This window comes from Thioalkalivibrio sp. (genome assembly GCF_041690275.1).
Classification (GTDB): domain Bacteria; phylum Pseudomonadota; class Gammaproteobacteria; order Ectothiorhodospirales; family Ectothiorhodospiraceae; genus Thioalkalivibrio.
The window spans coordinates 1-13,396 of the sequence record NZ_JAWLHP010000067.1 but is presented as its reverse complement, the minus strand read 5'-3'; the positions used below and the strand labels follow the sequence as shown (position 1 = coordinate 13,396).

The 13,396-nt window shown below is 67.9% G+C and carries 13 protein-coding genes; 2 read left to right on the top strand and 11 right to left on the bottom strand.

Features of this window, described 5'->3' with window-relative positions:
• Positions 1-69: 69 nt before the first annotated feature.
• The 9 genes from mnhG to ACESMN_RS11725 all read right to left on the bottom strand — a co-directional run bounded on the left by mnhG (position 70) and on the right by ACESMN_RS11725 (position 8,238).
• On the bottom strand, positions 70-462 hold the full coding sequence (gene mnhG, locus ACESMN_RS11765) for a monovalent cation/H(+) antiporter subunit G (RefSeq protein WP_373053794.1): 393 nt from the start codon (positions 460-462) through the stop codon (positions 70-72).
• A complete protein-coding gene (locus ACESMN_RS11760) occupies positions 455-733 on the bottom strand; it encodes a monovalent cation/H+ antiporter complex subunit F (RefSeq protein ID WP_373053793.1) in 279 nt (92 codons plus the stop codon). Before ACESMN_RS11760 ends, mnhG begins: the two co-directional genes overlap by 8 nt.
• Before the next feature lie 9 nt (positions 734-742).
• Entirely contained in the window at positions 743-1,216 is a 474-nt protein-coding gene (locus ACESMN_RS11755; protein WP_373053792.1) for a Na+/H+ antiporter subunit E, read from the bottom strand.
• Entirely contained in the window at positions 1,213-2,724 is a 1,512-nt protein-coding gene (locus ACESMN_RS11750; RefSeq protein WP_373053791.1) for a Na+/H+ antiporter subunit D, read from the bottom strand. The genes ACESMN_RS11755 and ACESMN_RS11750 overlap by 4 nt, the downstream gene beginning before the upstream one ends.
• Entirely contained in the window at positions 2,721-3,068 is a 348-nt protein-coding gene (locus tag ACESMN_RS11745) for a Na+/H+ antiporter subunit C (protein WP_373053790.1), read from the bottom strand. The genes ACESMN_RS11750 and ACESMN_RS11745 overlap by 4 nt, the downstream gene beginning before the upstream one ends.
• A gap of 1 nt (position 3,069) precedes the next feature.
• Positions 3,070-3,495, bottom strand: coding sequence for a Na+/H+ antiporter subunit B (locus ACESMN_RS11740; protein WP_373053789.1), 426 nt, complete (start codon positions 3,493-3,495; stop codon positions 3,070-3,072).
• On the bottom strand, positions 3,492-5,792 hold the full coding sequence (locus tag ACESMN_RS11735) for a putative monovalent cation/H+ antiporter subunit A (RefSeq protein WP_373053788.1): 2,301 nt from the start codon (positions 5,790-5,792) through the stop codon (positions 3,492-3,494). The genes ACESMN_RS11740 and ACESMN_RS11735 overlap by 4 nt, the downstream gene beginning before the upstream one ends.
• Positions 5,793-5,958: 166 nt before the next feature.
• Positions 5,959-6,636: a TIGR04211 family SH3 domain-containing protein gene (locus ACESMN_RS11730; RefSeq protein ID WP_373053787.1), complete on the bottom strand. Its 678-nt coding sequence runs from the start codon at positions 6,634-6,636 to the stop codon at positions 5,959-5,961.
• A gap of 243 nt (positions 6,637-6,879) precedes the next feature.
• Entirely contained in the window at positions 6,880-8,238 is a 1,359-nt protein-coding gene (locus ACESMN_RS11725) for a hypothetical protein (RefSeq protein WP_373053786.1), read from the bottom strand.
• Positions 8,239-8,530: 292 nt separating this feature from the next.
• On the opposite strand from ACESMN_RS11725, the gene fabA reads away from it, so the two are divergent.
• A complete protein-coding gene (gene fabA / locus ACESMN_RS11720) occupies positions 8,531-9,043 on the top strand; it encodes a 3-hydroxyacyl-[acyl-carrier-protein] dehydratase FabA (protein WP_373053785.1) in 513 nt (170 codons plus the stop codon).
• 145 nt (positions 9,044-9,188) lie between these two features.
• Here the strand turns inward: fabA and dcd are convergent, their stop codons facing one another.
• Both dcd and apbC read right to left on the bottom strand, forming a co-directional pair.
• A complete protein-coding gene (gene dcd / locus ACESMN_RS11715) occupies positions 9,189-9,755 on the bottom strand; it encodes a dCTP deaminase (protein WP_373053784.1) in 567 nt (188 codons plus the stop codon).
• 4 nt (positions 9,756-9,759) lie between these two features.
• Positions 9,760-10,851, bottom strand: a complete 1,092-nt coding sequence (apbC, locus tag ACESMN_RS11710; RefSeq protein WP_373053783.1) for an iron-sulfur cluster carrier protein ApbC — start codon at positions 10,849-10,851, stop codon at positions 9,760-9,762.
• Between the two features lie 402 nt (positions 10,852-11,253).
• Here apbC and metG point away from each other — a divergent pair, with 402 nt between their 5' ends.
• Positions 11,254-13,356 carry a methionine--tRNA ligase gene (gene metG / locus ACESMN_RS11705; protein WP_373053782.1) on the top strand — a complete coding sequence of 701 codons (2,103 nt, stop codon included), beginning with the start codon at positions 11,254-11,256 and terminating at the stop codon, positions 13,354-13,356.
• Positions 13,357-13,396: the final 40 nt, after the last annotated feature.

Here is a 13,396-nt window from a genome sequence, read left to right as displayed (position 1 = left end):
TCCTGCAAACCGCTGCTTCAGCCGATAGCCGCGCCGGCGTCGGGCGGGAGGCTGTTCGCCGGAGCCGTGTTAGCGCGCGGGTCTGTCGGAGTCAGCGGTCCCACCCCGGTCCGAGGATGCGAGGGTATGCGTCTCCTCGTTGTAGCGCCCCTGCAGCTCGTCCACCCGGGTGTTCTCCCACAGCGGCACCCCGACGAAATGTCCGGCCCGCCCGATGGCATGCGCCGCCACCGGTGCGGTCAGGATCAGGAAGGCGATTACCGCCACCGCCTTCGCGATCACCGGTTCCGTTCCGAAGTGCAGCGCGACGGCCACCATCGTCAGACCCGCACCGAGGACACCGGCCTTGGTGGTGGCATGCATGCGGGTGAGCAGGTCGGGCATGCGCAGCACGCCCAGCGCGGCGATGAGCATGAAGATCGATCCGGCGAGCAGCAGAAAGGCCGTGAGCCATTCAATGATCAACGCGGTGTCCTCCCTTCTCCAGATAGCGCGCAAAACCCACGGCCGCGAGGAAGGCGGTGAGCGCCAGCACCATCGCGACATCCAGGAAGGGCGCTCGGCCGCTCGCGACCACCGACACCGCGATGAACCCCACCGTCAGGGAGGCGAGCAGTTCCAGCGCCACCACGCGATCCGGCAAAGACGGCCCGAGAACCAGGCGGACGAAGCCGAGCAGCAGTGCCAGGCTGAGCAGCCCGTAGGAAACGAAGATCGCGAATTGCAGAACCATGTCCGAACCTCAGCGCAGCACTTCGAGAATGCGGGCCTCGAAGGACTTGATGCCGCGGATCACCTCGTCCCGATTGCCCATGTACATCACGTGAATGTACAGAACCTTGCGGTCGGTGGATACGTCCAGGCTCAGCGTCCCGGGCGTCAGCGAAATCAGGTTGGCCACGATGGTGATCTCCCCGTCGGTGCGGGCCTCAAGCGGCATCGCGATCACGCCGGGACACATGTGATGCGTGGGCGTGAGCACGTCATAGGCCACCTTCAGATTCGACACCAGCAGTTCCCAGAAGAAATAGCCGATGAAACCGATGAACCGCGGGACCTTGCCGATGTACTTGGCGAATTCCGGACGGTCGCGCAGCGCCAGGCCAAGGATCAGGTAGCCGAGCACGAAGCCGACCACCAGATTGGCCCCGGTGAACGCGCCGGTCAGCACGACCCAGATCAGCATCAGCGCGACATTCCAGACCAGCGCGATCATCGGGGACCCCCCCCGAGCACGGCCTCGATGTAGCCCGAGGTGTCGAGCAGCTGCCCGGCGGACTTCTCCGCCATCTCGAAGATCGGCTGACCGTACAGACCGATCATCACGGTCATCAGCGCCAGCCCCACGATCGGGATCCACATCCAGACCAGCGACCCCTGCGCGACCTGCGGGCCGGCGCCGCCGGCCGGCTGCGCCTTCCAGAAGACCTCGTTCCAGATCTTCACCATCGAATACAGCGTCAGCAGGCCGACGATCAGTGCGACCGCGACGGCCAGCCAGGCCTCCACCTCGATCCCGGCCCGGATGATGATGAACTTCGCGAAGAAGCCGGAGAGCGGCGGCAGGCCGGCGAGCGACAGGGCCGGCACCATGAACAGCACGGCCAGCATCGGATGCGAACGGTAGAGGCCGCCGAGCTCCCTAAGCTCATGCGAACCCTTTAGTTGATACGTCAAGCCACTGATCAGAAACAGGTTCGCCTTCACGATGATATGATGCATGATGTAGAAGACACCGCCGACGATGGCCAGCGGCGTGAACAGGGCCAGCCCCAGGATCATGTACCCGATCTGGCTCACGATGTGGAAGGAGAGGATGCGCCGGAACTCGTACTGCGCGGCGGCTCCCAGCACGCCGGTCAGCATGGTGAGCATCGCCACCCAGAGCAGGATCTCGTGCGTGTGCCCCACCTCCTGATTGAAGATCAGGGTGAACACCCGGAACAGCGAGTACACCCCCACCTTCGTCAGGAGACCCGCGAACAGCGCCGAGACCGCGACCTTCGGCGTGTGATACGAGGCGGGCAGCCAGAAGAAGAACGGGAAGGCGGCCGCCTTGATGCCGAAGGCGACCATGAACAGCATCGCGATCACGGTCACCAGCCCGGTATCCTCGACCTCGCCGAGCTTCACCGCGAGATCGGCCATGTTCAGCGTTCCGGTGAGGCCGTAGAGCAGGCCGATCGCGGTCAGGAACAGCGCCGAGGACAGCAGGTTCAGGGTCACGTACTTGATCGCGCCCTCCATCTGCGCGCGCTCGCCACCCAGGATCAGCAGCGCAAACGAGGCGACCAGCATCACCTCGAACCACACGTACAGGTTGAAGATGTCGCCGGTCAGGAAGGCGCCGTTGACGCCGGCCAGCAACAGGTGGAAGAGCGGGTAGTAGCCAAAGCGCTCGTGCCGGATCCCGATCCCCGCGAGCGAGTACAGCGCGGTGGCAAGACCGATGATCCCGGTGAGCACGACCATGATCGCGGCCAGCATGTCGGAGACCAGCACGATCCCGAAGGGCGCGGGCCAGGCACCCATCTCCATCACCAGGTGCCCATGTTCCCAGGTGTCGAGCAGCAGCTGCACCGAGAGCAGCAGCAGCAGCGCCGAGCCGGCCACACCCAGGAAGCGCTGCGTCGCGTGTGACCGCCAGAACGCCAGCGACAGCGCACCGAGCAGCAGCGGCAGGACGACCGGCAGGCCGACAATCAGGCTCGGCGCCAGCGTCATGTATCGGTGTCCTTCATCTTGTCCATGTCATCCGCGCCCACCACCTCGTAGGCGCGGTGGATCAGCACCACCGCGAAGGCGAGCACGCCGAAACCGATCACGATCGCGGTGAGGATCAGCGCCTGCGCGAGGGGGTCGGCGCTGGGGCCGGGTGGCAGCACGTCGCCGACGTTGATCAGCGGCGGGGCGCCGCGGGTCAGACCGGCCGCGGTAAAGATCAGCAGGTTCGCCGCATTGGAGAGCAGCACCAGGCCGATCACGAGCTTCACGATCGAGCGGCGCAGCATCATGTAGATCGCGGCCGCGTACAGCCCGCCGATCACGAAGGCCATCGCGATCTCCATCTCAGTCCTCCGCCTCGGCCAGCGTCAGCATGATCGTCAGCACCGCCCCGATCACCACGAGGTAGACCCCGACATCGAAGAGCAGAACCGTACTGAGCTTTATCTTGCCGATGCCCGGCATGGCCAGCTCCCACCACTGCGCGGTGAAGAAGGCCTGCCCGCGGAAGATTCCCGGCACGCCGCTGAGCACCGCGAGGGTCATCCCGCCGCCGAGCAGGCTCCGCGGGTCGATCCCCAGCACCCGGCGGGCCGCGGCGATGTCCATCGAGAACAGATACAGGACGATCGCCGCCCCGGCGACCAGCCCGGCGATGAAACCCCCGCCGGGCTCGTTGTGACCGCGGAACAGCAGGAACAGAGAGAAGAGCAGCAGCAGCGGCAGCAGGAAATGCCCGGCGGTGCGCAGGATCAGCGAGTGCATGTTCATTTGCGGTCCTCGGCCCGGAAGCGGATCATCGCGTACACCCCGACCGCGGCGAGCGCCAGCACGAAGATCTCGCCGAGGGTGTCCAGCGCCCGGAAATCCACCAGGATCACGTTCACCACGTTCCGGCCGTGACCGGACGGGACCGCCTCCTCGATGAAGTACCGCGCGATCGAGGGGATCTCCTGGGCGTTGTGGGTGCTGAGCAGCAGCAGCATGACCATGCCGCCCCCGGCCAGCGCCACCAGGGCGTCCCTGAACTTGATCAGCCGCGGCGACAGCCCGAGGAATCCGGGCAGGCGGAACAGCACCAGCACCAGCAGGATCACGGTCAGGGTCTCCACCAGGATCTGGGTGATGCCGACGTCCGCCGCGCTGAACATCACGTAGGTCAACGCCACCGTGAAGCCGAAGGACCCGAGCGCGGCCACGGCTCCGAGGCGCGACCGGCTCAACACCGCGAACAGCGCCGACGCCCCCATCACGGCGACGATGACCAGCTCATAGAAGCGCAGGTCCTGCAGCCGGAGCGGTCCCGCCGACACATCGTAGATCTGCGCGGTCACCCCGACCATGGCGGCGGTGGCCAGCACGATGAACATGATGTAGTAGCGCAGATAGCCACTCTGCAGCAGCCGCGTCTGCCAGTCGGAAATGCGGACGATGCCATCCATCATGCGCTCGTAGCCGCGCTCCGGCCCGAACCGCGCCGCGATGTCCACCCAGGCCAGCAGCGCCCGCACGCGGTCCCAGCGGCTGTAGAGCAGCAGACCGGCCACCAGCGCCAGCGCGCTGATCGCCAGCGGCCAGTTCAGCCCGTGCCACAGCGACAGGTAGGCGTCCACCGGCACCCCCCCGTTCACCGCCCGCGCAGCCGCCGCGAGAATGCCCACATCCGCCAGGCCCGGCCCCAGCCCGAAGACGAGGCCGAGGCTGGCCATCACCATCGGACCGGCGATCAGCGCGGGCGGCGCCTCGTGCGGACTCTTCGGCGTCTCGACCCGCGGACCGAACCAGGGCCGAATGCCGACGATCGCCGCCACCGCGACACCAAGGATGGCGGAGACGCTCGCGAGCAGGGTCAGCACCGGAACCAGGCCCGGCGCTTCGAGCACCGATTCCAGCATCCCCTCCTTGGCCACGAAGCCCAGCATGGGCACCACGCCGGCGAGGGAGAGCGCGGCCAGCATCGCGACGGTCGACGTGATCGGCAGCGCCCCGCGCAGCCCCCCGGTCTGCAGGAAATCCTTCGCCCCCGCCTCGTGATCGAGGATCCCCGCGATCAGGAACAGCGCCCCCTTGTACAGCGAGTGCGCGAGCAGGAAGGTCATTGCCGCGAGCAGCGCGGTCTCGGTGCCGATCCCGATCAGCATGGTCAGCGTGCCCAGCGCCATCACGGTGGAATACGCGAGCACGCTCTTGATGCCCGTGCTGCGGAAGGAAAGAAACACCCCGAGGAACATCGTCACCGCCCCGACCAGCGCGAGCACCGTGAACCAGACCTCGGTGCCGCCGAGCGCGGGATTCAGCCGGGCCAGCAGGTACACACCGGCCTTCACCATGGTCGCGGAGTGCAGATAGGCCGAGACCGGCGTCGGCGCCGCCATCGCGTTCGGCAGCCAGAAATGGAACGGGACCTGCGCCGACTTGGTGAAGGCGCCGAGCAGGATCAGGATCAGCATCGGCAGGTACCATGCGTGCTCGCGCACCGCATCGCCGGAGTTCAGGATCTCCGAAAGCTCGTAGCTGCCCCCGGCGGTGGCCAGCATCACGATGCCCGCGAGCAGCGCCAGCCCGCCACCCACGGTGACGATCAGACCCTGCAGCGCCGCCTTGCGGGCCTTCAGGTCCTCATGGTTGTACCCGATCAGCAGATAGGAGGTGACGCTGGTCAGCTCCCAGAAGACGAACATCGCGATCAGGTTGTCGGCGAGCACCAGGCCCAGCATGGAGCCCATGAACGAGAGCATGACCACATAGAAGCGGCCGAGGTCGCGCTCGCCCTCCAGATATCTCCCGGCGTAGCTGATGATGAAGAAGCCGATCCCCGAGATCAGCAGCGCGAACAGCAGGGACAGACCGTCCACCAGGAAGGAGAGCTGGATATCCAGCCCCGGCATCCAGGGGGTGACGATCACCACCGTCTCGCCGGCGTTGATCGCCGGCAGGAAGCTCGCGAAATAGACGAACAGTGCGGCCGGAAGCAGCGCCAGGACCCAACCGCTGTGACGGCCCGCCAACCGATGGACCCACGGCGAAAAGGCCGCGAGCACGAAGGTCGATAGAATCGCGTAGAGCATCCGTCGCGTCTTCCCTGGTCATGGCATCGCCCGAAGCGGGCGATGGGCGGACGGCCGCGGCGTCTGAGCGTGCCTGGACGAAAAACGGCTGCCGGACGGCCGGGGCGAAATTAGCGGGATGCCTCCCGGCGCGCAAGTACCCCCGCTTCCGGACGGCTGCCCCGATTCACCATTCGCTGCTGCGCCGACGGCGCGGCAGGCGGGTCAGCAGGATGCCGAGAATCAGCGAACCCACGGTCACCAGCGCGCCGGTCATGAACCACTTGCGCTGACTGTCCGCGCGCATCACCTCAACCTGGCGACGGTAGTCCTCGGCAGCGTTCTGCGCCTCCAGCAGGGAGGAACGCAGCTGCGCGTTCTGCGCCCGGATCTCCTGCGGCCTGGCCGCGACCTCGCGCAGGTCCTCGAGCTCCGACTCGAGATCGGTGACCTGCCGCTGCAGATTCTCCCGCTCGCTCTCCAGCGCGCGGCGGGTGTCCAGCAGTTCGGCAATGCGGCCCGCCTGGTCGTCGGAGCCGGAGCGGATCTCGTCGAGTTCGGCCTGCACGGCGGCCAGCCGCTCCCGGGAGTGCGGCTCCGCCTGCAGGTAGCGGGTCAGGATCCAGGCCTCGGTGCCATTGCCGAAGCGCACCAGCGAATGCCCGTCCGCGTCCTGCTCCAGGACGGTGACACGCTCGCCGCTGCGGGCATTGCGCACGATCCGGTGCTGCAGGGTCTTGCCGCTGCGCGCCCCGACCTCGAGGTCTTCGCTGATGTACCGGGTCACGTTCTGCGCGCCCGCCTGGGCGGCGAACACCAGCAGCAGACCTGCGAACAGAGCGACGACCACGAATCTCACACCCATACTGCCGTTCTCCCAGCTTGCGCACCCGCCCGGCCGACTGACCGGGTCAACAGAAAGACTGATCAAGGCAAGACGTCGCCGCGCACGAGGGGCGCCAACCCCTGCCGGCGGGACAAATCCAGGTCTCGTGGATCGCCACGCACGGCCCGCTGCGCTCCCGACCACGGACTGCGCGACTCGCGGTGACGGCCTGAACCAGCATGTGCGGGCAAGTTTACCAGCCCTCGCGCCGAAACGGTGCCCCTAAACGCTCTCTCCCTGCCGGCGCCAGCGGCGCACGGCCTCGGGCACGAAGATCACCACGTCGAACAGCGCAGGGAGCCACCGCCGCAGGTTGGTCGCGACCCTCGCGAGCCACTGCAGCAGCCCCGCCAGCACGGCGAGCAGGAACCAGGCGATGCCGCCGACCAGGACGCGGGACGTGGCCAGCAGGCCCAGCAGCCACAGCGGCGCGAGCGCCACCGCCAGCGGCAGGACCGCCCCCAGCAGGCCGCCCAGCAGCTGGGCCACCCAGTCGATCTCCGGCAACGGCGGCACGGCGGCGTCGTCGGCCAGCACCCCGAGCAGATCCGCCCGATAGATGAACCAGTCGCGCAGGTAGCCGTTCAGCGCGGACACGATGACCACCGCGACGAGCATCGCCCCGGCGACGGCGGCGAGCACGCCGCGCGAAACGGGGCCCAGTCGGGCCAGTGGCGTGATGCCGGTGCCGCCGATCGCGCGGGTCTCGACCAGGACCCACCCCGCGACGGCCGACGCGCCCAGCAAGGTCCAGATCGCCAGCAGCGGCACCGGCGCATCGCCGGCCGCCGGGAACAGCAGCCCGAACGGCTGCGCAAAGATCTCCTGATACAGGTAGACCGCCAGTCCCGCGAGGGCGAGCCCCGCCGCATTCAGCAGCCACTGCCCTCCCGAGTGCGCGTACACCGGCATGCGCAGCGACCGCTGCGTGCGGTTCTGCTCGAAGCGCTTCAGCCGGGTGTCCAGCGAGTCGGCCTGCCCGTGCAATGCCGCGAATCGATCCTGCAATGCCGCGAGCCGGGCCACCAGCTCCTGCAGCGGTTGCTGGAGCCGGCGCCGCGCCGCCAGCAGGGAACCCGCCTGCTGACGGTGCTCCTCCAGGGCCATCCGGGCGATGCGCAGCACGGTCTCCTGCATGTCGCGCGCCAGCCGCTGGCCCTGTGGCTGGTCGCCCGCGGGCATGCGGGCCAGCGTCTCCACCCGGTGGACCCAGGCCGGTTCCCCGGTCAGCCCGGCCTCTTCCCGGGCGTACACGCGCTGCAGGTCCCGCAGCACCGCATGCGTCTGCTGGCGCAGGGCCGGCAGCTGCTGCAGGTCCTGACCGATCAGGTCCGCGTAGTTGCGCTCGAGCGCATCGACCGCGTCGGCGAGGCGCTCCGATTCCAGGCGGACCAGGTGCAGACTCTGCCAGCGGCCGACGGCGTCCCTGAGATGCATCGTCTGCGTGCGCAATCCGCAGATGACCCGCGCGAGCAGTGTCGCGGTCGCGACCAGGAAGCGGCGCAACGGATGCCGCGCGAGGTCGAGCAGCACGATCGCGGCAATGATCGCACCGGCCCAGATCAGGATCGTCAGGTTCACCTCGGCCTTCCCCCTTGCGGACGTGATCCGGAAGTATCGCCGATCGGCTCATCGAGGTCAGCCGGTTGGCGGCGGCCGATGCGCCCCGCCAGGGGGGGGCACTGGGCAAGGCCATCCCGGCCTTCCAGGTGCTCACGGCCCGGCCCATGCGATCGGCGGCTGCTCCCGGAAATGCCGGTGAATCCGCGTTTCCCCGGCCCGCGCCCGGCCGTAGGCCGCTGGCGCGCGCACGGGGCCGTTGCTTTTGCCGGCCTGTTTCGGTCCAATACCCGGCTTTCGCCGGAATCGCCTGATGCCTAAAGACCAATACGACCGCGACGAGCTGCTGGCCTGCGGCTACGGGAACATGTTCGGCCCGGGCAACGCCCAGCTGCCGGTCCCCAACATGCTGATGATGGACCGGGTGCTGAGGATCAACAGCGACGGGGGCCGCTTCGGCAAGGGCGAGATGGTCGCCGAACTCGACATCCACCCGGACCTCTGGTTCTTCGCCTGCCACTTCCCCGGCGACCCGGTGATGCCCGGCTGCCTCGGGCTGGACGCGATGTGGCAGCTGGTCGGCTTCTACCTGGCCTGGCTCGGCAATCCGGGCCGCGGACGGGCACTCGGCGTCGGCGAAGTGAAGTTCACGGGCCAGGTGTTACCCACTGCGAAGAAGGTCACGTATCACGTTGAAATAAAACGCGTGATCACCCGAAAACTGGTGCTCGGCATCGCCGACGGCTCAGTGCGCGTCGACGACCGCGAGATCTACGTCGCGAAGGACCTGCGCGTAGGCCTGTTCACCTCGACCGAAAATTTCTGACGCCCCGTAGGAGCGCCCCGTAGGAACGCCCCGTAGGAGCGGCTTCCAGCCGCGATCCCCCAGCCGACGCCCACATCGCGGCCAGAGGCCGCTCCCACAACACCCCCAACCCCACACCCCCAACCCCGACCAAACCCACCGCCCTTCACGTCTTCGGCAACGTCACCCCGCTCTGCCCCTGGTACTTGCCGCCCCGGTCCCGGTACGACGTCTCGCAGACCTCGTCCGACTCCAGGAACAGCATCTGCGCCACGCCCTCGTTCGCGTAGATCTTCGCCGGCAGCGGCGTGGTGTTCGAGAACTCCAGCGTCACGTGCCCCTCCCACTCCGGCTCCAGCGGCGTTACATTCACGATGATGCCGCAACGGGCATAGGTCGATTTACCCAGGCAAATGGTCAGCACGTTGCGCGGGATGCGGAAGTACTCGACCGTGCGCGCAAGCGCGAAGGAATTCGGCGGGATGATGCAGACGTCCGACTTCACATCCACGAAGCTGCGCTCGTCGAAGGCCTTGGGATCGACGATCGAGCTGTTGATGTTGGTGAAGATCTTGAATTCGTCGGCGCAGCGCACGTCGTAGCCGTAGCTGGAGGTGCCGTAGGACACGATGCGGTGATCGCCCCGGAAGCGCACCTGCCCGGGCTCGAACGGCTCGATCATGCCGGTGGATTCGGCCATGCGCCGAATCCACCGGTCCGACTTGATCGACATGGCGTCAGACGTTCTTGATCACGATGTTCGGGAACTTGCCGCTGTAGTCCTTGCTCTGCTCCGCCAGCTTCGCGCCCGTCCGGCGGGCGATCTCGCGGTAGATCTGGGCCACCCGTCCCTCGGGCTCGCGCACCACGGTGGGCTCGCCGCCGTCCGCCTGCTCCCGGATGCGGATGTCCAGCGGCAGCGCGCCGAGCAGGTCGACGCCGTATTCCTCGGCCATCCGCTCGCCACCGCCCTCGCCGAAGATGTACTCCTCGTGGCCGCAGTTGGAGCAGATGTGGATGCTCATGTTCTCGACGATGCCGAGCACCGGCACATCGACCTTCTCGAACATCTTCAGGCCCTTGCGGGCATCAAGCAGCGCGATGTCCTGCGGCGTGGTGACGATCACCGCGCCGCTGACCGGGATCTTCTGCGACAGCGTCAGCTGAATGTCCCCGGTGCCCGGCGGCAGGTCGATGATCAGGTAGTCGAGATCCTCCCAGTTCGTCTCGCGCAGCAGCTGCTCGAGGGCCTGGGTCACCATCGGTCCGCGCCAGATCATCGGCGTGTCTTCCTCGATCAGGAAGCCGATGGACATCGCCTGCACGCCGTGGTTGCGCAGCGGCTCCATGCTCTTGCCATCCTTGGACTGCGGCTTGTCCGTGATGCCCAGCATGCGCGGCTGGCTGGGTCCGTAGATGTCCGCGTCCAGCACGCCGACCTCGGCGCCCTCGGCCGCCAGCGCCAGCGCGAGGTTGACCGCGGTGGTCGACTTGCCCACACCGCCCTTGCCGGAGGCCACCGCGATGATGTTCTTGATCCCCGGCATCGGCTTCAGGCTCTTCTGGACCGCATGGGAGGCGACCTTGCTGGACAGGGTGATCTCGGCCTCCTCGAGCCCGCGCACGGTCCCGAGCGCCTTCTCCACCTCGCCGCGCAGCTCGTCGAAATAGCCGGTGGCCGCATAGCCGAGCTCGATGGCGACCGTCGCCCGTCCGCCGTCGATCTGGATGTCCTTCACGGCCTCCGCCGCCACCAGATCCTTTTCCAGGTACTTGTCCTGCACCGTTTTCAGGGCGGTTTCGATCTGCAGACGCGATAGCTCAGACATGGTTGACGGCTTCCCTGTAGTTGTGTAGTGCGCGCATGGTACTCGCCGCCAACCCCGCCGCCAAATCACGCACATGCGACCACAAAATACCCCCGGTAGACCCCCACGCCCAATCGCGGCCACAGCCCCCTCCCACCACCCCCCCCACCTCGTAGGAGCGGCTTCGTAGGAGCGGCTTCCCAGCCGCGATCCCCAAACCCCACCCCGAATCGCGGCCACAGGCCGCTCCCACGACCCCCACCACCTCGTAGGAGCGGCTTCCCAGCCGCGATCCCCAAACCCGACCCCGACATCCCGGCCACAGTCCCCTCCCACCACCCACCTCGACAAGCCCCACCCCAGCCCCGACAATGTCCGCCTGCGCCACCGCGTCGATCGACCGCCACCGGAACCATCCCCCCGATGACCGAAATCCCCCGCCAGATCCTGATCACCAGCGCCCTGCCCTACGCCAACGGCCCGATCCACCTCGGGCACCTGGTCGAGTACATCCAGACCGACATCTGGGCGCGCTTCCAGCGCGCGCGCGGGCACAACGCCATCTACGTCTGTGCGGACGACGCCCACGGCACGCCGATCATGCTGAAGGCTCGCGCCGAGGGCATCACGCCGGAAGAACTGATCGCGCGCGTGCGCACCGAACACGAGGCCGACTTCGCGGACTTCCTGGTCGGCTTCGATCACTACCACAGCACCCACTCCGAGGAGAACCGCGCATGCGCGACGCGGATCTACACCTCGCTGAAGGCCGGCGGCCACATCGCGGTGCGCACCATCGAGCAGGCCTACGACCCCGAGGCCGGGATGTTCCTGCCCGACCGCTTCATCAAGGGCGCCTGCCCGAAGTGCGGCGCGGCCGATCAGTACGGCGACTCCTGCGAGGTCTGTGGCGCGACCTACAGCCCCATCGACCTCGTCGACCCGGTCTCCGCGATCAGCGGCGCGCGGCCGGTGGCCCGTGAGTCGGAACACTACTTCTTCCAGCTCGCCGACTTCGAACCCTTCCTGCGCGAGTGGACCGGCTCCGGCCGGCTGCAGAACGCGATCCGCAACAAGCTGAACGAGTGGTTCGAGGCCGGGCTCGCGGACTGGGACATCTCCCGCGACGCGCCCTACTTCGGCTTCCAGATCCCCGATGCGCCCGGCAAGTTCTTCTACGTCTGGCTGGATGCCCCGATCGGCTACATGGCGAGCTTCATGGCCCATGCCGAGCAGCACGGACTCGACTTCGACGCCTGGTGGGGCGCCGGCTCCGAGACCGAGATGTACCACTTCATCGGCAAGGACATCGCCTACTTCCACACCCTGTTCTGGCCGGCGATGCTGCACGGCGCGGGCTTCCGCACGCCGACCGCGGTCTTCTGCCACGGCTTCCTGACCGTGAACGGCCAGAAGATGTCGAAGTCGCGCGGCACCTTCATCCGCGCCCGCGACTACCTCGATCACCTGAATCCCGAGGCGCTGCGCTACTACTTCGCGGCCAAGCTCGGCTCGGGCGTGGACGACATCGACCTCAGCCTCGACGACTTCGTGCAGCGCGTGAACTCGGACCTGGTCGGCAAGCTGGTCAACATCGCCAGCCGCTGCGCCGGCTTCCTCACCAAGCGCTTCGAGGGTGCCCTCGCCGACACCCTGCCGCGGCCCGACCTGCACCGGCAGTTCGTCGATGCCGGCGACGTGATCGCGGAGCACTACGAGGGCCGCGAATACAGCCAGGCGGTGCGGCACGTGATGGCGCTGGCCGACCAGGCCAACCAGTACATCGACGAGGCCCGGCCCTGGGTGCTGATCAAGGACCCCGAACGCGGGGCCGAGGTGCAGGGCATCTGCAGCCAGGGGCTCGACCTGTTCCGCATCCTGGTGATCTACCTCGCCCCGGTGCTCCCGCGGCTCGCGGAACGCGCCGGGAGCTTCCTGAACCGTGCGGATCTGAGCTGGGCCGCGCGCGAAGAGCCCCTGACGGGCGGCACCATCCGGCCCTACGAGGCCCTGATGACCCGCATCGAGCCGGCCGCGGTCGAGGCCCTGCTCGAGGCCTCCAAGGCGAGCCTGGCGCCCACGAAGGCGGCGGCGGAAACCGGAACACCGGCCGCGGGCGCCCCCGGCGGCAAGGCGCCGGCGCCCTCGGCGGAAGGTGCCGGCGCAACCCCGACGGCCGCCGCGCTGGAGCCCATCGCCGAGACCATCGACTACGACACCTTCGCCAAGGTCGACCTGCGCGTGGCGCGCATCGTCACGGCGGAACACGTGGAGGGCGCCGACCGGCTGCTGCGCCTGGCCCTCGACCTGGGCGGCGAGCAGCGCCAGGTCTTCGCCGGCATCCGCTCCGCCTACCGCCCCGAGGACCTCGCCGGACGCCTGACGGTGATGGTCGCGAACCTCGCACCCCGCAAGATGCGCTTCGGCGTCTCCGAGGGCATGGTCCTCGCAGCCGGCCCCGGCGGCGGGGACATCTTCCTCCTCACCCCCGACGAAGGCGCCCAGCCCGGCATGCGGGTGAAATGACACACCCGCGCGCAGGAGCGCCCCGCAGGAGCGGCCCGTA

What these genes read in the sequence shown, in the direction of transcription:
- ACESMN_RS11760 (WP_373053793.1), bottom strand. Translation starts at nt 733, where the DNA reads ATGGTTCTGCAATTCGCGATCTTCGTTTCCTACGGGCTGCTCAGCCTG.
- ACESMN_RS11755 (WP_373053792.1), bottom strand. Translation starts at nt 1,216, where the DNA reads ATGATCGCGCTGGTCTGGAATGTCGCGCTGATGCTGATCTGGGTCGTG.
- ACESMN_RS11750 (WP_373053791.1), bottom strand. Translation starts at nt 2,724, where the DNA reads ATGACGCTGGCGCCGAGCCTGATTGTCGGCCTGCCGGTCGTCCTGCCG.
- ACESMN_RS11745 (WP_373053790.1), bottom strand. Translation starts at nt 3,068, where the DNA reads ATGGAGATCGCGATGGCCTTCGTGATCGGCGGGCTGTACGCGGCCGCG.
- ACESMN_RS11740 (WP_373053789.1), bottom strand. Translation starts at nt 3,495, where the DNA reads ATGAACATGCACTCGCTGATCCTGCGCACCGCCGGGCATTTCCTGCTG.
- ACESMN_RS11735 (WP_373053788.1), bottom strand. Translation starts at nt 5,792, where the DNA reads ATGCTCTACGCGATTCTATCGACCTTCGTGCTCGCGGCCTTTTCGCCG.
- ACESMN_RS11730 (WP_373053787.1), bottom strand. Translation starts at nt 6,636, where the DNA reads ATGGGTGTGAGATTCGTGGTCGTCGCTCTGTTCGCAGGTCTGCTGCTG.
- fabA (WP_373053785.1), top strand. Translation starts at nt 8,531, where the DNA reads ATGCCTAAAGACCAATACGACCGCGACGAGCTGCTGGCCTGCGGCTAC.
- dcd (WP_373053784.1), bottom strand. Translation starts at nt 9,755, where the DNA reads ATGTCGATCAAGTCGGACCGGTGGATTCGGCGCATGGCCGAATCCACC.
- apbC (WP_373053783.1), bottom strand. Translation starts at nt 10,851, where the DNA reads ATGTCTGAGCTATCGCGTCTGCAGATCGAAACCGCCCTGAAAACGGTG.
- metG (WP_373053782.1), top strand. Translation starts at nt 11,254, where the DNA reads ATGACCGAAATCCCCCGCCAGATCCTGATCACCAGCGCCCTGCCCTAC.